Source organism: Flindersiella endophytica (genome assembly GCF_054779015.1).
Genome location: NZ_BAAGYY010000015.1, coordinates 150,438 through 170,700, shown reverse-complemented (window position 1 = coordinate 170,700; position 20,263 = coordinate 150,438). Strand labels below are relative to the sequence as shown.

Annotated in this window: 19 protein-coding genes; 14 read left to right on the top strand and 5 right to left on the bottom strand. The window is 68.1% G+C overall.

Features of this window, described 5'->3' with window-relative positions:
* Positions 1 to 10 precede the first annotated feature (10 nt).
* From ACYVF6_RS16405 to ACYVF6_RS16370, 8 genes are all read left to right on the top strand, one after another.
* Positions 11 to 238: a F0F1 ATP synthase subunit C gene (locus ACYVF6_RS16405; protein ID WP_460522032.1), complete on the top strand. Its 228-nt coding sequence runs from the start codon at positions 11 to 13 to the stop codon at positions 236 to 238.
* A gap of 48 nt (positions 239 to 286) precedes the next feature.
* Positions 287 to 856, top strand: a complete 570-nt coding sequence (locus tag ACYVF6_RS16400; protein WP_460522030.1) for a F0F1 ATP synthase subunit B — start codon at positions 287 to 289, stop codon at positions 854 to 856.
* Complete coding sequence (locus ACYVF6_RS16395) at positions 853 to 1,707, top strand: F0F1 ATP synthase subunit delta (protein WP_460522028.1); 855 nt, start codon at positions 853 to 855, stop codon at positions 1,705 to 1,707. Before ACYVF6_RS16400 ends, ACYVF6_RS16395 begins: the two co-directional genes overlap by 4 nt.
* Positions 1,708 to 1,788: 81 nt before the next feature.
* Entirely contained in the window at positions 1,789 to 3,429 is a 1,641-nt protein-coding gene (gene atpA, locus ACYVF6_RS16390) for a F0F1 ATP synthase subunit alpha (protein WP_460522026.1), read from the top strand.
* 5 nt (positions 3,430 to 3,434) lie between these two features.
* A complete protein-coding gene (locus tag ACYVF6_RS16385; protein ID WP_460522024.1) occupies positions 3,435 to 4,346 on the top strand; it encodes a F0F1 ATP synthase subunit gamma in 912 nt (303 codons plus the stop codon).
* Between the two features lie 5 nt (positions 4,347 to 4,351).
* Positions 4,352 to 5,806 (top strand): F0F1 ATP synthase subunit beta, encoded by a 1,455-nt coding sequence (atpD, locus tag ACYVF6_RS16380; RefSeq protein WP_460522022.1) that lies wholly within the window; start codon positions 4,352 to 4,354, stop codon positions 5,804 to 5,806.
* Positions 5,807 to 5,980: 174 nt separating this feature from the next.
* Positions 5,981 to 6,385 carry a F0F1 ATP synthase subunit epsilon gene (locus ACYVF6_RS16375; protein ID WP_460522020.1) on the top strand — a complete coding sequence of 135 codons (405 nt, stop codon included), beginning with the start codon at positions 5,981 to 5,983 and terminating at the stop codon, positions 6,383 to 6,385.
* A 33-nt stretch (positions 6,386 to 6,418) separates the two neighbouring features.
* On the top strand, positions 6,419 to 6,862 hold the full coding sequence (locus tag ACYVF6_RS16370; protein WP_460522018.1) for a DUF2550 domain-containing protein: 444 nt from the start codon (positions 6,419 to 6,421) through the stop codon (positions 6,860 to 6,862).
* Between the two features lie 276 nt (positions 6,863 to 7,138).
* Here ACYVF6_RS16370 and ACYVF6_RS16365 read toward each other — a convergent pair whose 3' ends face one another.
* Entirely contained in the window at positions 7,139 to 7,933 is a 795-nt protein-coding gene (locus ACYVF6_RS16365; RefSeq protein WP_460522016.1) for a hypothetical protein, read from the bottom strand.
* A gap of 215 nt (positions 7,934 to 8,148) precedes the next feature.
* Complete coding sequence (locus tag ACYVF6_RS16360; protein WP_460522014.1) at positions 8,149 to 8,727, bottom strand: cob(I)yrinic acid a,c-diamide adenosyltransferase; 579 nt, start codon at positions 8,725 to 8,727, stop codon at positions 8,149 to 8,151.
* An 18-nt stretch (positions 8,728 to 8,745) separates the two neighbouring features.
* Here ACYVF6_RS16360 and murA (ACYVF6_RS16355) point away from each other — a divergent pair, with 18 nt between their 5' ends.
* Positions 8,746 to 10,026 (top strand): UDP-N-acetylglucosamine 1-carboxyvinyltransferase, encoded by a 1,281-nt coding sequence (murA, locus tag ACYVF6_RS16355; protein ID WP_460522012.1) that lies wholly within the window; start codon positions 8,746 to 8,748, stop codon positions 10,024 to 10,026.
* A gap of 12 nt (positions 10,027 to 10,038) precedes the next feature.
* On the opposite strand, the gene ACYVF6_RS16350 is transcribed toward murA (ACYVF6_RS16355), so the two are convergent.
* Positions 10,039 to 10,686 carry a class I SAM-dependent methyltransferase gene (locus ACYVF6_RS16350; protein ID WP_460522010.1) on the bottom strand — a complete coding sequence of 216 codons (648 nt, stop codon included), beginning with the start codon at positions 10,684 to 10,686 and terminating at the stop codon, positions 10,039 to 10,041.
* A gap of 32 nt (positions 10,687 to 10,718) precedes the next feature.
* Positions 10,719 to 12,038, bottom strand: coding sequence for a UDP-N-acetylglucosamine 1-carboxyvinyltransferase (gene murA / locus ACYVF6_RS16345; protein ID WP_460522008.1), 1,320 nt, complete (start codon positions 12,036 to 12,038; stop codon positions 10,719 to 10,721).
* 141 nt (positions 12,039 to 12,179) lie between these two features.
* On the opposite strand from murA (ACYVF6_RS16345), the gene ACYVF6_RS16340 reads away from it, so the two are divergent.
* The 4 genes from ACYVF6_RS16340 (at position 12,180) to ACYVF6_RS16325 (ending at position 18,443) form a co-directional block, all read left to right on the top strand.
* Positions 12,180 to 13,046 carry a 3-hydroxyacyl-CoA dehydrogenase family protein gene (locus tag ACYVF6_RS16340; RefSeq protein ID WP_460522006.1) on the top strand — a complete coding sequence of 289 codons (867 nt, stop codon included), beginning with the start codon at positions 12,180 to 12,182 and terminating at the stop codon, positions 13,044 to 13,046.
* Positions 13,047 to 13,100: 54 nt separating this feature from the next.
* Positions 13,101 to 13,838, top strand: a complete 738-nt coding sequence (locus ACYVF6_RS16335; RefSeq protein WP_460522004.1) for a DUF899 domain-containing protein — start codon at positions 13,101 to 13,103, stop codon at positions 13,836 to 13,838.
* A 60-nt stretch (positions 13,839 to 13,898) separates the two neighbouring features.
* Positions 13,899 to 15,755 carry a Na+/H+ antiporter gene (locus tag ACYVF6_RS16330; protein ID WP_460522002.1) on the top strand — a complete coding sequence of 619 codons (1,857 nt, stop codon included), beginning with the start codon at positions 13,899 to 13,901 and terminating at the stop codon, positions 15,753 to 15,755.
* 102 nt (positions 15,756 to 15,857) lie between these two features.
* Positions 15,858 to 18,443 carry a M14 family metallopeptidase gene (locus ACYVF6_RS16325; protein ID WP_460522000.1) on the top strand — a complete coding sequence of 862 codons (2,586 nt, stop codon included), beginning with the start codon at positions 15,858 to 15,860 and terminating at the stop codon, positions 18,441 to 18,443.
* A gap of 309 nt (positions 18,444 to 18,752) precedes the next feature.
* Here the strand turns inward: ACYVF6_RS16325 and ACYVF6_RS16320 are convergent, their stop codons facing one another.
* Positions 18,753 to 19,589, bottom strand: coding sequence for an LLM class flavin-dependent oxidoreductase (locus ACYVF6_RS16320; RefSeq protein ID WP_460521998.1), 837 nt, complete (start codon positions 19,587 to 19,589; stop codon positions 18,753 to 18,755).
* Positions 19,590 to 19,678: 89 nt separating this feature from the next.
* Here ACYVF6_RS16320 and ACYVF6_RS16315 point away from each other — a divergent pair, with 89 nt between their 5' ends.
* Positions 19,679 to 20,260, top strand: coding sequence for an O-methyltransferase (locus tag ACYVF6_RS16315; RefSeq protein WP_460521995.1), 582 nt, complete (start codon positions 19,679 to 19,681; stop codon positions 20,258 to 20,260).
* The last annotated feature ends 3 nt before the right edge of the window (positions 20,261 to 20,263 follow it).

Below are 20,263 nucleotides of genomic sequence, written 5' to 3'. Positions count from 1 at the left end.
AGGAAAACCGATGAACGGTCTCATTTCCGGCAACCTGAACATGATCGGCTACGGCCTCTCGGCCATCGGCCCGGGTGTCGGCGTTGGTCTGATCTTCGCGGCGGTCATCAACGGCACCGCGCGTCAGCCGGAGGCTCAGTCCAGGCTGATGGGTGTCGCTTGGATCGGCTTCGCAGTCGTCGAGGCGCTGGCCGTTATCGGTATCGCGCTCGCGTTCGCGCTGCAGCCGCAGGGCTGAGCGCCAAAGCAACCCTTTAGCCGAACCCAAGAGAACTGAGGCCAGATCATGCAGCTGCTGATACTCGCCGCCGAGGGCGGCGAAGAGCACAGCCCGCTGATGCCCGCGTGGCCTGAGGTCATCGCTGCCCTCATCTTCCTCGGCATCCTCGTGTTCATCATGCAGAAGTACGTGGTGCCGAGATTCGAGCAGGCCTTCAAGGAACGCACCGAGGCCATCGAAGGCGGGATGAAGAAGGCCGAGGAGGCCCAGGCCGAGGCCAAGGCCGCCCTCGAGGAGTACCAGGCCAAGCTCTCCGAGGCCCGGCACGAGGCGTCCCGGATCACCGAGCACGCTCGGGAGCAGGGCGCGTCGATCGTCGCCGAGATGCGGGAGCAGGCTCAGGCCGAGTCGCAGCGCATCGTCGCGCAGGCACAGGCCACGATCGAGGCCGAGCGCCAAGCGGCGGTCACCGCACTGCGCGCGGAGCTCGGCGACCTGGCCACGCAGCTGGCCGGCCGGATCGTCGGCGAGGCGCTCGACGACGACGCCAGGCAGCGTCGCGTGGTCGACCGGTTCCTTTCGGAGCTGGAGCAGGCTGACCCGAGCCAGGCAGCCGGAGACCGGAGCCGGGCATGAGCGGGCTCACTGTCGATGCGAAGGCAGGGTTCCGGGGTGCGTCCCGGGACGCGCTGGCCGAGCTGCGGCAGGCGCTGACGGCCCGGGCCGACTCCGCCGGTAACGGCGCCGACGCGGTTGCGCTGGGCGAAGAGCTGTTCGCGGTCGCGAACCTGCTGGACGCCCAGCCGGCACTGCGCCGGGCGCTCACCGACCGGTCTCGGACCCCCGAGGAGCGGTCGGAGTTCGTCCAGGGCCTGCTCAGCGGTCAGGTGTCGTCGGCCGCGGCGGAGCTCACTGCCGGCGCGGTCACCTCTACCTGGTCGCGGGTGCGCGACCTGGCCGACGCGCTGGAGTACGCCGGCGTGCTGGCCGTGGTCATCGGTGCCGAGCGGTCCAGCCGGCTGGAGGAGCTGGAGGACGAGCTGTTCCGGTTCAGCCGGATCGTCGAAGGCGACTCCGAGCTGCTGCGGGCGATCACCGACCGCGGCACCGACCCGGGACCCCGGGCCGAGCTGGCGGCCGGTCTGCTCGAGGGCAAGGCCACCGACGCCACCGTACGCTTGGTACGACACGCGGTCACAGCGCCGCGTGCCCGCACCTTCGACGAGGCGCTGGCGGCATACATCTCGATCGCGGCCGAGCGCAAGAACCAGCTGGTCGCCGTCGTGCACAGTGCGGTGCCACTGTCGGACCAGCAGCGGTCCCGGTTGGTTGCCGCTCTGAACAGGCAGTACGGCCACGAGGTCGACCTGCAGGTGATCGTCGACCCGAACGTCGTCGGTGGCTTGCGGGTACAGATCGGCGACGAGCTGATCGACGGCACGCTCGCCGGCCGGCTCGACGAGGCTCGCCGGCGGTTGACCGGCTGAGTCCGATCAGGCCGCCCGGGCAGCGGGACCACAGATTTCGGGACGTTATCGAGTCTTTTGAAGAGTAAGGACTTTAGGACAATGGCGGAGCTCACGATTCGCCCGGAGGAGATCCGGGAAGCGCTGGACCGATTCGTGTCGAGCTACCAGCCGGAGGCGGCCGAGCGCGAGGAGGTCGGAACCGTCGTCGACGCCGGTGACGGTATCGCGCACGTCGAAGGCCTGCCCTCGGCGATGGCGAACGAGTTGCTGGAGTTCGAGGACGGAACCCTCGGCATCGCGCTGAACCTCGACGTCCGCGAGATCGGTGTGGTCATCCTTGGCGAGTTCGGCGGTATCGCCGAAGGCCAGCGGGTCCGCCGTACCGGCGAGATCCTCTCGGTGCCGGTAGGCGACGGCTACCTCGGCCGCGTCGTCGACGCGATGGGCAACCCGGTCGACGGGATGGGCGAGATCGAAGGCCTGACCGAGCGGCGCGCGCTGGAAGCCCAGGCCCCCGGCGTGATGATGCGTAAAGAGGTCAAGGAGCCCATGCAGACGGGCATCAAGTCGATCGACTCGATGTTCCAGATCGGCAAGGGCCAGCGCGAGCTGATCATCGGCGACCGCAAGACCGGCAAGACCCAGATCGGCATCGACGCGATCCTCAACCAGAGAAAGAACTGGGAGAGCGGCGACCCGAAGAAGCAGATGCGCTGCATCTACGTCGCGATCGGCCAGAAGGGCTCCACCGTCGCCTCGGTGAAGCAGCAGCTGGAAGACGCCGGCGCGATGGAGTACACCACGATCGTCACCTCGCCGGCATCCGACCCGGCGGGCTTCAAGTACATCGCTCCGTACACCGGCTCGTCGATCGGCCAGCACTGGATGTACGGCGGCAAGCACGTCCTGATCATCTTCGACGACCTGTCGAAGCAGGCCGAGGCCTACCGCGCGATGTCGCTGCTGCTGCGCCGGCCTCCGGGCCGTGAGGCTTATCCCGGCGACGTCTTCTACCTCCACTCGCGGCTGCTCGAGCGTTGCGCGAAGCTGTCCGACGAGCTCGGCGGTGGTTCGATGACCGGTCTTCCGATCATTGAGACCAAGGCCGGCGACATCTCGGCCTACATCCCGACCAACGTCATCTCGATCACCGACGGCCAGATCTTCCTGGTCGCCGACCTGTTCAACGCCAACCAGCGCCCGGCGGTCGACGTCGGCCAGTCGGTGTCCCGGGTCTCCGGTGCGAAGTCCAAGGCGATGAAGGCGGTCTCCGGCCAGCTCAAGCTGGACCTGGCGCAGTACGACGAGATGAAGGCGTTCTCGATGTTCGCCGCCGACCTCGACCCCGCGTCGCTTCGGCAGCTGAACCGCGGCCAGCGCCTCACCGAGCTGCTCCGGCAGCCGCAGGCCTCGCCGTTCCCCGACGAGGAGCAGGTCGTCTCGATCTGGATCGGCACGACCGGCAAGCTCGACAACGTACCCGTCGAGGACGTGCTGCGGTTCGAGTCCGAGCTGCACGACTTCCTGCGCCGCGAGCGCCCGCAGATCCTGGAGACGATCCGGGAGAGCGGTGACTTCCCCGACGAGACCGAGAAGGCCCTCGAGGAAGCCGTCGCCGACTTCATGCAGACCTTCGAGACTTCCGACGGGCGGCTGCTCGCAGCCGGTGTCGAGGAGTACGAAGCCATGGAGGAGGAGAGCGTCGAGCAGGAGACGATCACCAGGCAGAAGCGGGGCTGATCGAGTTGGCGGGCAAGCTTCGCGAGCTACGACAGCGGATCAACGCCGTCGGCACGATCCGGAAGACCACGCGAGCCATGGAGCTCGTCGCGTCGTCCCGGATCCGGCAGGCTCAGGAACGGTCGCGAGCAGCGGTTCCGTACGCTCGCGAGCTCACCCGTGCCGTGTCGGCGCTGGTCACGTACTCCAACGTCGACCATCCACTGGCCACCGAACGGGAGCAGCCGACCCGGGCGGCCGTGCTGCTGGTCACCTCCGACCGCGGTCTGGCCGGCGCGTACTCCTCCAACGTCCTGCGCCAGGGCGAGCAGCTCGCCGAGCTGCTGCGCGGCGAGGGCAAGGAGGTCGTGCCGTACCTCACCGGTCGCAAGGCGATCGCCTACTACAAGTTCCGCAACCGCGAGATCGCGCGGGAGTGGAGCGGCTTCTCCGACCACCCGCGTCCGTCGGACGCCAAGGAGGTCGGGCAGGCGCTGATGGAGGCGTTCGAGCTCGGCGGTGACAACGGCGGCGTCGACGAGATCCACGTCGTCTACACGCGGTTCGTCTCGATGATGACGCAGTCGCCGGAGGTGATCCGTCTGCTCCCGCTCGAGATCGTCGAGGGCGAGGAGCCACCGGAGGCGAGCGAGGTGCTGCCGCTGTACGAGTTCGAGCCGTCCCCCGAGGACGTGCTCAACGTACTGCTGCCGCGCTACGTCGAGAACCGGATCTACTACTGCATGCTGCAGGCGGCGGCGAGTGAGCTGGCCTCGCGGCAACGTGCGATGAAGTCCGCGACCGACAACGCGGACGAGTTGATCAGGACGCTCACCCGTGAGCGCAACTCGGCCCGTCAGGCCGAGATCACCCAGGAAATCAGCGAGATCATCGGTGGTGCTTCCGCGCTGGCCGATGCGAACGCCGGGAGCGAGTGAGGACAATGACAGCCACGGTTACGGAAAACAGCGCCGAGGCGGCGGCTGGTGGCGTGGGCCGCGTCGCACGGGTGATCGGCCCGACCGTCGACGTCGAGTTCCCCGCAGGTCAGCTGCCGGACATCTACAACGCTCTGCACGTCGACGTGGTCTTCGAGGGCGAGCAGAAGACGCTGACACTCGAGGTCGAGCAGCACCTCGGCGACAACATGATCAAGGCGATCGCCCTGGAGCCGACCGACGGTCTGGTGCGGGGCACCGAGGTGCGCGACACCGGGCAGCCGATCACGGTGCCCGTGGGTGACGTCACCAAGGGCCACGTGTGGAACGTCATCGGCGAGTGCCTGAACGCCGAGGAAGGCGAGAAGCTCGAGATCACTGAGCGCTGGCCGATCCACCGGCAGGCGCCTTCGTTTGACCAGCTCGAGCCGAAGACCGAGATGATGGTCACCGGCATCAAGGTCATCGACCTGCTCACCCCGTACGTCCAGGGCGGCAAGATCGGCCTGCTCGGCGGTGCGGGCGTCGGCAAGACCGTTCTGATCCAGGAGATGATCATCCGGGTCGCCCGGAACTTCGGCGGTACCTCCGTGTTCGCCGGTGTCGGCGAGCGCACCCGTGAGGGCACCGACCTGATCGTCGAGATGGACGAGTCCAACGTGCTGAAGGACACCGCGCTGGTGTTCGGTCAGATGGACGAGCCGCCGGGCACGCGGCTGCGCGTCGCGCTGTCGGCGCTGACGATGGCGGAGTACTTCCGCGACGTCAAGAACCAGGACGTGCTGCTGTTCATCGACAACATCTTCCGGTTCACCCAGGCGGGTTCCGAGGTGTCGTCGCTGCTCGGCCGGATGCCGTCGGCCGTGGGTTACCAGCCCAACCTCGCCGACGAGATGGGCATCCTGCAGGAGCGGATCACCTCGACCCGAGGCCGTTCGATCACCTCGATGCAGGCGATCTACGTGCCCGCGGACGACTACACCGACCCGGCTCCGGCGACCACGTTCGCCCACCTGGACGCCACGACGAACCTCGACCGTGGTCTGTTCTCGCAGGCGATCTACCCCGCGATTCACCCGCTGCAGTCGACCAGCCGGATCCTCGACCCGCAGTACGTCGGCCAGGAGCACTACGAGGTCGCCAACCGCGTCAAGGGGATCCTGCAGCGCAACGCGGAATTGCAGGACATCATCGCGATTCTCGGTATCGACGAGCTGCCGGAAGAGGACAAGATCACCGTTGCCCGGGCCCGCCGGATCCAGCGGTTCCTGTCGCAGAACACCTACGCCGCCACGCAGTTCACCGGCATCGAGGGTTCGACCGTTCCGCTTGAGGAGACGATCGACTCGTTCAAGCGCATTTGTGAAGGCGAGTTCGACAGCTACCCCGAGCAGGCGTTCTACATGTGCGGTGGTCTGGAAGACGTCGAGAAGAAGGCGGCTGAGCTCCGCAAGGGCTGAGGCCTTCAGACGACCATAAGAGGATCAGCGTAAAGAACACCGCCGTTCGAAGCAGCTTGATAAGGCCGGGGACGCACAGCCTCGGCAAGAAATGTCCGCACATCCGGGGGCCGGTAGCAACGGCTCCCGGGTGCGGGTATTCTCCACACAGCTATACGGCAGCGAAGGAGTGACGTGGCAGAGTCTGGTTCTGGCGCACTACACGTCGAGCTGGTCGCCGCGGACCGCGAAGTCTGGTCCGGTGACGCGACGATCGTCGTCGCGCGAACCCTGGACGGGGACGTCGGCATCCTGCCCGGCCACGCGCCGCTGCTCGGCTTGCTGGCCGATGGCGTCGTAGAGATCCGAACACCTGACAACGAAGAGTGGGTCGCCGCCGTCCATGGTGGCTTCCTCTCGGTCGCTCAGGATCGCGTCTCGATTCTGGCCGAGGTCGCCGAGATGGCCCATGAGATCGACCTCGAGAAGGCACGCCGCGACCTGGAGCAGGCGCAGGCGGCCGGGGCTAACGACGAGGAGGCCCAAGCGCACTTGCGGGCCGCGGAGACGCGGATCCGTGCGGTCGAGCTGGCCCGCTAGCCAGGGCCCGGGCAGAGGACGGCGGAGGAGGATATGGTCCTGCAAGCCGTCCTCTATGCCGCTCTGGGGACCTTTGTCGTCGTGGTGCTGAGCATGGTCACGCTGGCTGCCCGGAGGTGGTGGTTACAGCGCGGCGGCGGCACGTTCGACTGCAGTCTCCGGCTGGAGAAGGACCGCTCGACGGAGCCTTCCTGGGTGCTGGGGGTCGCACGTTACTTCGGCGACGAGATCCAGTGGTTCCGGGTGTTCTCGTTCTCACCGCGGCCCTATCGCGTCTTCGTACGAAGTGAGCTCGAGGTCGTCGACAAGCGCGACCCGCTGGCCTCGGAGGCCCTGGGCCTCTATGACGGCCACGTGATCGTCGAAGTCGTCGAGATCGGCCGCAAAGTCGAGTTCGCCATGGGGGAAGACGCGCTTACGGGCTTCATGGCCTGGTTGGAGGCCGCGCCTCCCGGCAAGGCCCGCTCGCCTCTCTGAGGCTGGTTTGCCGGCTGGGGCGGCGGAGGTGCCTGAAGATGGCGCGCCGACGGCCGCCGCGGTTCTCTTTGCTCTGGTTGCGATTGCTCGCGGCGGCTTTACTGTCGGCGCACCATCTTCACGCACCTCCGCCGCCGCCGCTGGGCCGTGCCTCTCTCGGCGCGAGCGCAGGGGCGTCGGCGCGGCTTCCAACCAGGCCATGCATCCCGTTAGCTCATGGCGAATAGGAAGAGGGGCGGCCCGCTGCGCGGGCCGCCCCTCTTCTTTCGCTTGGTCTCAGCTGAGGCTTTGCCAGACGAAGAAGGTCCAGGTGGCCAGGTCGGCGACGTTGACGTTGACGCTCGTGTGCTTGCCGGTGCCGGGGACGGCGCCGGGGATGCCGGTTTCGACCAGGCTGTTGGTGCCGGTCTTGGAGGCTTCGGGGCCAGGGGCGGCTACGAGGGGGAGCGGCAGGGGCAGATCGATGTCGATGTCGATGATGCCGCCGTCCTCGTCGTCGTCACCGTCGTCGCTCGGGCCCGGGTCTTCGGTGGGCTGCGACGTGGGGCGTTCGGTGACCGTCGGCTGGGGCTCCGGGTCGTCACTCGGGGGAGTGGTCGGCTCGGTCGTCGGCGCCGGAACCTTCGAGTGTGTGGGTTCCGGCTGCTGGGGCGATGGGTCGTCGGTGTCGTCCGACCGGGATCCGCCGTTGTCGTCGGAGGGCTGCGTCGGATCGGCCGTCACGGGTACGCGGTTGCGCGCCTCCGTGGTCTCCTTGGTGTCGTCGGAGTTCTGCTTCCCGGCCGTCTCGGAGTCGTCCTCGGTGGACGTGGTCTCCGGGGCGTCGGTCGGAGTCTCTTTGGCCGGAGCGACGGCGACCTTGTAGCCATCGGGAAACCAGGAGTGCGTCGCCTCCCGGATCGGGGTGTTGAAGCTGACTGCCGCCCAGGAAGCCGAGGCGATGGCCAGGGGAACAAGTACGGCCACGTGAAGTGCGCGGCGGCGATGGGGTCTCGCCTTGCGCCGGCCGCGGTGCTGCCGGCTTAACTCGCCGGTGTCGTCCGCGCCGGTCGGACGTGTCCTGTCGTCCATCCCTCCCCCTCGTTCGTCCTGTCAACGCGCCCCGGAATAGGACACGCGTGTGCCCGCGGTAGGGGAACCGCTTCGCCCCGGCACAAGTGCCATAACTGTAGTGGTTGACGCATGGGCTTTGCGGGCGGTTGCAGGGAAAAATGATCTTCTGTCCGACTTGCTGAGTAGAGATCCGATCCAGGCCCAAAGTCCTTGTACAGAAAGAGATCAATCAGCTACGTGGACGGACCGCGTCCCGGTTCCCAGAGCACGTCACCGGCCTCGGCGTTGGCTACTCGGGCGAGGATGAACAGCAGGTCGGACAGCCGGTTCAGGTACGTGATCGCGACGACATTCATCGTGTCGCCGTGTTCGGCATGGGCGGCCCAGGCCGACCGTTCGGCGCGCCTTGCGACCGTACGCGCCACGTGCAGCAGGGCGGCTCCGGACGTGCCGCCAGGCAGGACGAACGAGCGCAGCGGCTCGATCCGCTCGTTGTATTCGTCACACCAGCCTTCGAGCCGGTCGACGTAGGGCTTCGTCACTCGCAGCGGAGGATATTTCGGGTCCGGCTCGATCGGATTGCCCAGGTCGGCGCCGGCGTCGAACAGGTCGTTCTGTACCGAGAGCAGGACCTCGACGATGTCGGCCGGCAGCTCGCCGAGGGCGAGAGCCGTTCCCACACAGGCGTTCGCCTCGTCGACGTCCGCGTAGGCCACCAGCCGGAGGTCGGTCTTGGCGACCTCGCTGTTGTCGACGAGCCGGGTCGTGCCCGCGTCGCCGGTTCGGGTGTAGATCCGGGTCAGGTTCACCATGACCACTAGGATGCCCCGATGGAACGCTTGCGCATCCAGGGCGGTACCCGCCTCGCCGGACAGGTGAGGGTCGGAGGCGCCAAGAACAGTGTGCTGAAGCTGATGGCGGCGGCGTTGCTCACCTCGGGCCGGACGGTCCTGCGCGACGTCCCCGGCATCCTCGACGTCAGCTACATGGGCGAGCTGCTGGAACGGCTCGGTTGTGGCCTCTCGAGGGACGGCGACACGCTGACCATCGACGTACCCGAGGAGATCGAGTACGAGGCCGACTACGAACTGGTCCGCCGCCTGCGCGCGTCGATCACCGTGCTCGGCCCGCTGCTGGCGCGCTGCGGCCGGGCGAAGGTCGCGCTGCCAGGTGGTGACAGCATCGGCTCCCGCGGCCTCGACATGCACGTCGCCGGACTGGCCAGGCTGGGCGCGCAGGTGCACGTCGAGCACGGCTATGTCGTCGCGGAGGCGCCGCAGGGCCTGCGCGGCGCTGCGATCTTCCTGGACTTCCCCAGCGTCGGCGCCACCGAGAACCTCCTGCTGGCCGCCGTCCTGGCGCACGGCTCCACGATCATCGAGAACGCCGCCCGCGAGCCCGAAGTCGTCGACATCGCGAACCTCCTGTCCGCGATGGGCGCCAAGATCGGCGGCATCGGCACCTCGACACTGGAGATCGAAGGGCCGGCCCAGCTGTCACCGGTGACGCACACCGTCGTACCCGACCGGATCGTGGCCGGCACCTGGGCGATCGGCGCCGCCCTGACAGGCGGCGACGTGGTGATCGACAACGCGCGCGCCGAGCACCTCGACATCGTGCTCGACAAGCTGACCGACACCGGTGCCCAGGTCGATGCGGACGCGGGTGCGGGCCAGATCCGCGTGACGATGGACATCCGGCCGCGCGCGGTCGACGTGATCACGCTGCCGTACCCCGGTTTTCCGACCGACCTGCAGGCGATGATGGTCGCGCTGGCCGCCGTCGGCGAGGGCACGTCGATGGTCACCGAGAACCTCTTCGACGGGCGCTTCCGGTTCGTGCAGGAGCTGGCCCGGCTCGGCGCCGACATCCGCACCGACGGCCACCACGCGGTGATCCGGGGCGTACCGAAGCTGTCGGGGGCACCGGTGGTGTCGTTCGACATCCGCGCGGGCGCGGCGCTGGTGCTGGCGGGCCTGGTGGCCGAGGGCGAGACCCTGGTCTCCGGCGTCCACCACGTCGACCGCGGCTACCCCCACCTGGTCGAGTCGCTGGCGTCCCTGGGCGCGGTAGTCCAGCGCGAGCCCGACCCGATGCCCCCCGACGCCTAGGCGGGGCACACCCTAGGCCGCGCTCCGGCGGGCCAGCAGGTAGGCCTGCGGGCTCCGCTCAGGCTCGACCGGTTCTCTGACCAGCCGTGCGTAGACCGTCAGTCCGGCGTCCGCCAGCTGCTGTTCGATCCGCGCGGGTTGCAGGCGGTAGGCGTTCAGCTCGATCCGGTGGCCGTAACCCTCGGTGAGGTGCCGCACCTCGTCGCCGACCTGGAAGGCGATCAGCAGTTGCCCGCCGGGCGCCAGGACGCGCGCGAACTCCGCGAACACGCCGGGCTGCGACGCCGGGGGCACGTGAATCACGGAGTACCACGCGACGACGCCCGCCAGGCTGCCGGCTGCGAGGTTGTCGAGCGCTGTCATCGAGCCGACCTCGAACCGCAGGCCGGGATAGCGCCTGCGGGCTTCCTCGACCATCCCCGGCGACAAGTCGATGCCGTAGGCGTCGACGCCGAGCCCGTGCAGATAACCCGTCACCCGGCCGGGTCCGCACCCGATGTCGGCCACCAGCGCACCGGGCCCCACGCGTTCGGCGAAGGCTCCCAGCATCGCGCGGTCCAGCGGCTTGCCGGCGAGCTCGGCCTCCAGCAGCTTGGCGTACGAGACGGCCACCGTGTCGTAGGCGGCCCTGGTCGTTGTGAGAAACGCTGTTTCGCTCATCGGCGAAGCAGCCTAGCCGTGCCCGCCGACAGTCAGTCGGTGTCGAACTTGGCGCCGAGGCGGTCGAGCTTGGTGAGGAAGTTCTCGTAGCCGCGCTCGAAGATGCCGATCCCGCGGACGGTCGAGCGGCCGTGCGCCGCCAGGGCGGCGATGATGTAGGAGAAGCCGCCCCGCAGGTCGGGGATCTCCAGGTCCGCACCGTGCAGGGGCGACGGTCCCGACACCACGGCCGAGTGCTGGAAGTTGCGGCGCCCGAAGCGGCAGGGCGTGGCACCCAGGCATTCGTTGTAGACCTGGATGTGTGCGCCGAGCTCGATCAGCGCGTCGGTGTAGCCGAGCCGGTTCTCATAGACCGTCTCGTGCATGATCGACAGCCCGTTGGCCTGGGTCAGGGCCACGACGAGCGGTTGCTGCCAGTCGGTCATGAAGCCGGGGTGGACGTCGGTCTCCAGCGCCACAGGTGACAGCCGGTCGCCGGGGTGCCAGAAGCGGATGCCCTCGTCGGTGATGTCGAGCGCGCCGCCCACCCGGCGGAAGACGTTGAGGAACGTCATCATGTCGGCCTGCCGGGCGTTCCGTACGAAGATGTCGCCGCCCGTCGCGAGCGCGGCGCAGGCCCACGACGCGGCCTCCATCCGGTCCGGCAGCGCGCGGTGGACGTACCCCGTCAGCCGAGAGACTCCGGTGATCCGGATGACCCGGTCGGTGTCGAGGTTGATGATCGCGCCCATCTTCTGCAGTACGCAGATCAGGTCGATGATCTCCGGCTCGACGGCCGCGTTGCGCAGCTCGGTCACGCCGGACGCGCGCACGGCGGTCAGCAGCACCTGCTCGGTCGAGCCGACGCTGGGGTACGGCAGCTCGATCACCGCGCCGGTGAGGCCTTTCGGCGCGGTCAGGTGCAGGCCCTCCGGCCGCTTGTCGACCACGGCGCCGAACTGGCGCAGCGCGTCGAGGTGGAAGTTGATCGGCCGGTCGCCGATCTTGCAGCCGCCGAGGTCGGGAATGAACGCGTGCCCGAGCCGGTGCAGCAGCGGCCCGCACAGCAGGATCGGGATCCGGCTCGCGCCCGCGTGCACCTCGATGTCCGGCAGCGCGGCCAGCTCGACGCGCGCCGGGTCGAGCGTCAGCGACTCGCCGTCGGAGCTGCAACTGACGGCGACGCCGTGGATCTCGAGCAGGTTGCGGACGATCTCGACGTCGCGGATCCCCGGGACGTTGGTCAGCGTCGATGGACTGTCGCCCAGGACGGCGGCCACCATCGCCTTCGGAACGAGGTTCTTCGCACCGCGGACGCCGATCTCGCCGACCAGCGGGGTACCACCCGAAACGTCGATGGTGTCTGCGCTCATGCCGACTCCTTATCCGTGGACACAGCGATGTGACCGCAGCAGAGGGCGCTCAAGGTCGGACATACCGTAGTGCCTTGGACGCAGGTCCGTCCCCGGTGGTGCCATTCCGTTTCGGGCCGGACGCGGGTTACAGTGCCCGGCATGCCACAAGACACGAAGCGTGAGCTCGCGGTTATCGGCGCCGGCCTGATGGGTGGCGGTATCGCCCAGGTAGCCGCGGTGGCCGGCTGGAACGTCACTCTGCGAGATGTCACCGACGAGGCACTGACCCGCGGTATCTCCGGCATCCGCGCCTCGCTCGGCAAGTTCGTCGAGAAGGGCCGCCTCGATGCCGACGCGGCCGAGACCGCCGTCGAACGCATCACGCCGACGACGGACCTGGACGCAGCGGCCGGCGCGAGCATCGTGGTCGAAGCGGTGTTCGAGCAGCTCGACGTCAAGCGCGAGGTGTTCGCCGTTCTCGACCGGATCTGCGGCGACGAAACGATTCTGGCCACGAACACCTCGGCGATCCCGATTACCAAGATCGCCGCCGCGACGTCGCGGCCGGAGGTTGTGGTCGGTACACACTTCTTTTCACCCGTACCCCTGATGCAGCTCTGTGAACTCGTGAGGGGCCTGCACACGTCCGACAGCACGCTCACGACGGCCAGGGAGTTCGCCGAGTCGGTCGGCAAGACCTGCGTCACGGTCAACCGCGACGTCGCCGGCTTCGTCACCACGCGGCTGATCTGCGCGTTCGTGATGGAGGCCGTACGCCTGGTCGAGTCCGGCGTGATGAGTGCCGAGGATCTCGACGTCGCCTGCAAGCTGGGCTTCGGCCACGCGATGGGCCCGCTGGCGACCACCGACCTCACCGGCGTCGACGTCCTGCTGCACGCGTCGACGAACATCTGGAACGAGACCGCCGACCCGAAGTTCTTCCCGCCGGAGCTGCTGACCCGCATGGTCGAGGCCGGCGTGCTCGGCCGCAAGTCGGGCCAGGGGTTCTACTCCTACGAGCGATGATTTCCGCTCCTTTCGCAGATCTGTACTAGTAGAAGCGAAAGGAGAATCTCCACGATGGATATCACCGCCCGACCGAACGTCGTGTCGCCGCAGGACTGGCTCGCCGCGCGCAAGGAGCTGCTCACCGCCGAGAAGGAGCTGACCCGCCAGCGCGACGCGGTGAACGCCAGGCGCCGCCGGCTGCCGATGGTCCGCGTCGAGAAGGACTACGTCTTCGAGGGACCGGACGGCAAGCGGAGCCTCGCAGACCTGTTCGAGGAGCGCAGCCAGCTCTACGTACATCACTTCATGTGGCGCGACGAGCTGGACACGGGCTGCCCGAGCTGCACCCGCGCGGCGGGCCGGCAGTTCAACGACGCCCACTTCAGCGCACTGCACGAGCGCGACGTCTCGTTCGCGGCCATCGCCAGGGCGCCGTGGGAGAAGCTGCGGGCGTACAAGGAGGAGCACGGGTGGACGTTCCCGTTCTACTCGTCGTACGGCAGCGACTTCAACTACGACTTCCACGTGAGCCTGGACGAGTCGAGGGCGCCGATCGAGTACAACTACCGCGACAAGGCCGGGTTGCTGGCGGCCGGCTGGCCGGAGCAGTTCCTCTCCGGTGACCTGCCGGGCGCGAGCGTCTTCCTGCGCGACGGCGACGAGGTGTTCCACACCTACTCCGCCTACGCCCGTGGCCTGGACGCGCTGACACCGACCTACCAGTTCCTCGACCTCACGCCGTTCGGACGGCAGGAGGCCTGGGAGGACTCGCCGGAAGGCTGGCCACAGGCAGTGACGTCCGGCCCGTGACGCTGTGTGCCGGCGTCCGGCCGACGAGGGCGGTTGGCCGCCGGCACTAGTCTCAACCACGTGACCGAAACGCTGTTCAACGTCGCGCTGTTACTGGCCGTGGTCGGTCTGGTCTCCGGCCTGGCGCGACGGCTCGGCCTGCTGCGCCCGATCCTGCTGCTGGTCGTCGGCGTCGGGTTCTCGTACGTGCCGTGGGTGCTCAACATCGAGCTGGATCCGGAGCTCGTGCTCGAGGTGATGCTGCCGCTCCTGCTCTACGCCGCGACGCTCGAGATCTCGGTGCCGGCGTTCAAGCAGAACCTCCGCCCGATCGGCTGGCTGGCGCTCGGGCACGTCATCTTCATCGCGGTTCTGGTCGGCTTCGCCGTGCACGCGGTGGTGCCGCAGATTCCGCTCGCCGCGGCCGTCGCACTCGGAGCGATCGTGGGGCCGCCCGATGCGGTCGCCGCAACCGCGGTGGCACGCAGGATCGGCTTACCGCGGCAGGGGGTCACGATCCTCGAGGGCGAGAGCCTGCTCAACGACGCGACCGCGCTGACCCTGCTCCGCGTCGCGACCGCGGCGGTCGCCGGCACCGCCGTCGGCTGGATCGACGGGAGCCTGCAGTTCGTGGTGTCGGCCGTCGGGGGAGCGCTGGTCGGCGCCATCGCGGGCCGGCTGGCCGCCTTGGTGCACCGGCTCACCGACCACCCGCTGATGGACAACACGATCTCGATCCTGACGCCGTTCTTCGCCTTCCTGCCGGCGGAGTTCTTCCACTGGAACGACTACCACCTGTCCGGCGTCGTCGCTGTCGTCGTCTGCGGCATGTACGTCTCGCATCGCCGGCCGCTGCTGATGGGCGCGGCGTCCCGGCTGCAGATGGACGCGTTCTGGCGGGTGGCACGCTTCCTGCTGGAAGGCGCGGTGTTCCTGCTGGTCGGCCTGCAGGTCCGCGGCATCCTGGCGAGCCTGAAGTTCTCGGTGTGGACGGTCGTGGTCGCCACGCTCGTGGTGATCGGCATCGTCGTGGTGGGCCGGTTCGCCTGGGTGGCGCTCGGCAACGTCGTGCCGAAGCTGTTCGGGAAGCAGCCGGTGCTGCCACCCAGGCTGGCGGCGGTGGTCTCGTGGGCCGGCATGCGCGGCGTGGTGTCGCTGGCCGCCGCCCTGGGCCTCGCGGCCGACTTCCCGGGGCGCGACCTGATCATCTGGATCACGTTCGAGGTGATCGTGGTGACGCTGGTCTTCCAGGGCCTGACGTTGCCGTGGTTCGTCCGGGTGCTGAAGGTGCCGCGCGACGATCCGGCCGACGACGTACTCGCCGAGGCGCAGGTCCGGCAGGCCGCCTTCCGGGCCGCGTCGATGTGTCTCGACAAGCACGTCGCCGACGACGACCAGCCCCGCGACGTGATCGACCGGCTGCGTACGTTGTCGGAGAGCCGTGCGCTGCGAGCCTGGGAGCGACTCGGCGACCAGGCACGCGTTCCGGCGTCGGAGGCGTTCCGGTCGCTCCGGCTGGACATGCTCACCTATGAGCGCCAGGCACTCCTGGACGCGCGCTCCGACGGCGTACCGGAAGAAGTGCTGCGCAAGATCCAGAACGAGCTGGATCTGGAGGAGATGTTGCTGACCCGGCGGGCCAGGGACGAGGAGGTCACTGTGAGCGGTCCAGGCACTGGCCAGTGCAGGCATCTGGCGGACGCCGTGGAGGACGTCACTCCGCGCACGCCCAGCGGGTGCGAAGGCTGCATCGCCGACGAACGGACCGACTGGGTGCACCTGAGACTGTGCCTCGACTGCGGCTACGTCGGCTGCTGCGACTCCTCGCCGCAGCGGCACGCCACCCAGCACTTCCAGGCCGAGGGCCACCCGGTGATCCGCTCCTTCGAGCCGGGCGAAGTGTGGCGCTGGTGTTTCGTCGACGAGCAGCTCGGTTAAATGCCTCGCTCCCGCGCGACCTGAACCGGCCAGGCGCTTTACGAACGCCCCGGACCGTCTCAGTGTGAAAGGAGGTGTTCACGCTGAGGGAGGGCCGGGTCGATGCGCAATTCGGGGTCTGGGGTCGTCGCCAGAAAAACACTGCCAATCCGCCTGCTTGCCGCGACGGCGATCGTGGGTGCCTTGCTGGCGCCGATCTCCGCGAGTGCGAGCCGTTCGGTTCCGACTCCGGAGTCGGTCATCGGCTGGAAGCCCTGTGCTGACTTGCAGATGGCGACGTACGAACAAATTGCCGACTACTACCGCAAGCTGGACCAGGCCAGCGACCGGATGCGGATGTGGGAGATCGGCAAGAGCTCTGAGGGCCGGCCGATGTATCTCGCCGCGGTCTCGTCGGAGAAGAACCTGCGGCCGGAGAACCTCGAACGCTACAAGGCGATCGCCGGCCGGCTGGCCAAGGCGAAGGGCCTCTCGGCGAGCCAGGCCCGGGCGTTGTCCGAGCAGGGCAAGACGATCGCCTGGGTCGACTTCGGCATCCACGCGACCGAGACCGCGCCGACGCAGGAGGCGCCGGACTTCGCGTACCAGCTGGTCTCCGGTGAGTCGGACGAGCTGAGGAACATCCGCGACAACGTCGTCACGTTGATCGTGCCGAACCTCAACCCCGACGGCGGCACGCAGGTCACCAACTGGTACCGCGCCAACAAGCAGAAGTCCTGGGAGCTCAGGCTGCCCGAGATCTACCAGAAGTACGCGGGACACGACAACAACCGCGACTGGTACATGTTCAACCTGCCGGAGTCGAAGACGATCGCGCGGCAGTTGTACGCCGAGTGGTTCCCGCAGATCGTGCACAACCACCACCAGTCTGGGCCGTTCCCGTCGCGGATCTTCGTTCCACCGTTCGAGGATCCCGTCAACCCGAACATCCCGCCCGAGGTGACGCGAGGCGTCAACCTGATCGGCGACACCATGACGCGCCGGCTGACCAGCGAGGGCAAGGAGGGCGCGGTCTCGCGGATCTCGTTCGACATGTGGTGGAACGGTGGCATGCGCTCGGCGCCGTACTACCACAACATGGTGGGGATCCTGACCGAGACGTCACACAACTCACCGACGCCGACGTTCAACGATCCGGCGGACTTCCCGGACACCTTCGACAACGGCGAGTCGACGAAGGACCCGTCGGTGTCGTACCCCGATCCCTACCGCGGTGGGGAATGGCACATGGGCCAGAGCTGTGGGTACGTATTGTCGACGTCGCTCGCGATGCTGGATCTGGCGGCCGAGAAGCGGACGGAATGGCTGTACGGCATGTACCGGATGGCAAGCCAGGCTGTCGCCGCCGGCGCCTCGGAGACCTACGTCGTGCCGGCCGACCAGGTCGACCCGCCGACCGCCGTGAAGCTGGTCAACACATTGCGCCACGGCGGGGTCGAGGTGGAGCAGGCGATCGCTCCGTTCGCGGTGGGCTCCCGGACGTATCCGGCGGGCAGCTTCCTGATCCACGGCGCGCAGGCGTTCCGGCCGTACCTCACCGATCTGCTCAACCCACAGGTCTATCCGGAGCGGCGGGCCTGCGACACCTGCCCGCTCGACGAGCCGTACGACATCACGGGCTACACGCTGTCGATGCAGATGGGCGTGACCGTCGACAAGCTCGCCTCACACGTGTCCGCGCGGACGCGCCCGGTCTCGTGGGCGAGTGTGCCGCCCGGTTCCCTGAGCGAGGCTCCCGGCGCGGCGTGGGCGCTCGACCCGCGCGTCAACGACAGCTTCGCGGCAGTGAACGCCCTGCAGAAGAAGGGCGTCTCGTTGAGCCGGGCCGCCGAACCGGTGACCACGGACGCCGGCGCGTTGCCGGCCGGCGCGTTCCTGGTGCCGCAGAACGCCGGAAACCGCTCACTGCTTGCGGAACTGACGTCCAGGCTGGGGTTGACGGTGGGCTCGGTGGCGTCCATGCCGTCGTCGGCCCACCCAGTGCGTGCGCCGCGGATCGCGTTGTACCAGGCGTGGAACAGCGGCGCCTACGACGAGGGCTGGACGCGGTATGTCTTCGACACCTTCGGCTTCCCGTACACCCGTCTGCACGACTCGGACATCCGCGCCGGCGGCCTGGCCGACCGCTTCGACACCATCGTCCTCCCCGACGCGACCTACCGTTCGATGCGCGACGGCAACGCCCCCGGCTCGATGCCCCCGGAATACACCGGCGGCATGACAGCGGCGGGCGTCGCCAACCTCGACACCTTCGTCAAGGCCGGCGGAACTTTGGTCGCGATGGACTCGGCCACGCAGCTCCCCGTCCAGGGATTCGGGCTTCCAGTCCGTGACGTGACCAGCGGAGTGCCGGACTCGGAGCTGTACATCCCAGGCTCTGTCCTGAACGTCGACATCGACAACAGCCGGCCGTTGGCGTACGGCATGCCGGAGAAGGGTTACGCGTTCTTCTCCGACAGCCCAGCCTTCGAACTGTCATCAGCCGCCGGAACGACGGTGGCGAAGTATCCGTCATCGAATCTGCTGGCCAGCGGCTGGATCCTCGGCGAGGACATCCTGGCCGACCAGACAGCCGTCGCAGACGTACCAAGGGGCGACGGTCACGTGGCCTTGCTCGGCTTCCGAACGCAACATCGAGCCCAAGCCCACGGGACGTACAAGCTGCTGTTCAACGCCGTGTACCTATAAGCAGCGGATTGGGCTGGGTGGGGGAAGTGTGCACCCCCAGCACAATCCAAGTCCCGCTTTCCGGTTCCTCGCCTGTCGGACGCGGCATGCTTGCATTTGGCCGGCGCTGCCCAGGGATGCAAGGCCAAAGCCAAAGCAGACCGAGGCCGGGCAGCCTTGCATCCCTGGGCAGCGTCGGCTAAACCTCTGGTGACGTGTCCGACAGGCGAGGGGCCGGAAAGCCCCGGTTCCGAACCCGAGTGTCCGGCCCGCCGGAGGCCACCCACAACGACGACTCGCCGTCAACAGCCGAGCCCAAAGCGACGACCGTCACCCATCCGCATCCGTCACAAGAGCCCGCCGCGGCCCTTCCCGGACGACAGCGATCGTCTCCTCAGGCTCCAGCACAGGAATCCACTGCCCGAACCAGGTGGCTCCAGCTTCAGCCTGCCCGGGAACGTATGTCGGATCCGGCCCGCCTCCGACTCGAAAGTCGTAACCGTCAGCCGTCCCCTTCTCCTCTTCCACCAGCCGCCGGAGCTCACGAATGTCCTCAGCCGTGATCGGCTCCGGCCCAGACTTGTAGGCGAAACACCCATCCCACCGAGCCAACCGCCGCCGCACGCCGGGAAGACGCAGGTCTCCACCCACCCAGATCGGAATCCGGGGCCGTTGCACCGGCCGAGGCGACAACCGCACGCCGTCGACCTGATAGTGCTTGCCCCTGAACGTCACCGGCTCACCACTCCACAGCCCGTCGATGATCGCTAGCGCCTCGTCGGTCAGCTCGGCCCGTGTGCGAGCGTCCACCGCCTCGCCGACCGAGGAGACGAACGGATCACCCCCATCTCCCAACCCGACACCAAGGATCACCCGCCCACCCGACAGATGATCGACCGACATCGCCTCGGCCGCGAGCTTCCACGGCCGCCGTCGCGGCAACGGAGTCACCGTCGTGCCGAGGCGGATGCGCGAGGTGGTCATCGCCATCGCCGCCAGGCAGACCCATGGGTCGTACGTCGGCACGTCGGGCTCGCCCTGATAGGCGATGTAGTCCTCGAGGAAGAGCGCGTCCCATCCGCTGGCTTCGGCGAGCCGAGCCAACTCGGCCAGCGAACGCGGATCCCGGCCAGGCCCGCAGGCGCCGAGCGTCAGAGAGAATCGCATGCCCGGCACCCTAACCGCTTCCACCGACACCCCGCCGTCGAAGGAAATCCGCTGGCCGCCGCCAACATCCACCTGCGAGCATCACCCGCATGAGCACCAACGTCGCCCAAGTGATCGACGCGCTCGCGGAAGGGTGCCGGCGGCTGGGTTTCGAGCAGTCGTCCGGCCCGCTCACGGGCGCGCTGTTGCGCAGCCTCGCCGCCTCCAAGCCGGACGGTTCGATCCTCGAGCTGGGCACCGGCGTCGGCATATCCACCGCCTGGCTGGTGGACGGTATGTCGCCAGGCGCCACGCTGCTCACCGTCGACAACGCCGCCGACCAGCTGGCGCTCGTCGAACAGGTTCTGGGCGACGACAGCAGGCTCACGATCGTTCACGCGGACGGCGCGGATCTGCTGACCGAGCTCAACGCGAGCGAACGCCGCTTCGACCTGATCTTCGCCGACACCTGGCCTGGCAAGTTCACCCATCGCGAGCCGGCGCTGCGCCTGCTCGCCCCCGGTGGCCTCTACGTGGTCGACGATCTGCTCCCGCAGCCCACGTGGCCGGCCGACCACAAGTCCGCCGTCGACGCACTGTGCGCGGACCTGACCGCCCGCGAGGACCTCGCCGTGGTCGAGGTGCAGTGGTCGACCGGCCTGCTGATCGCGACTCGCCGGCCGACGCCATAGATC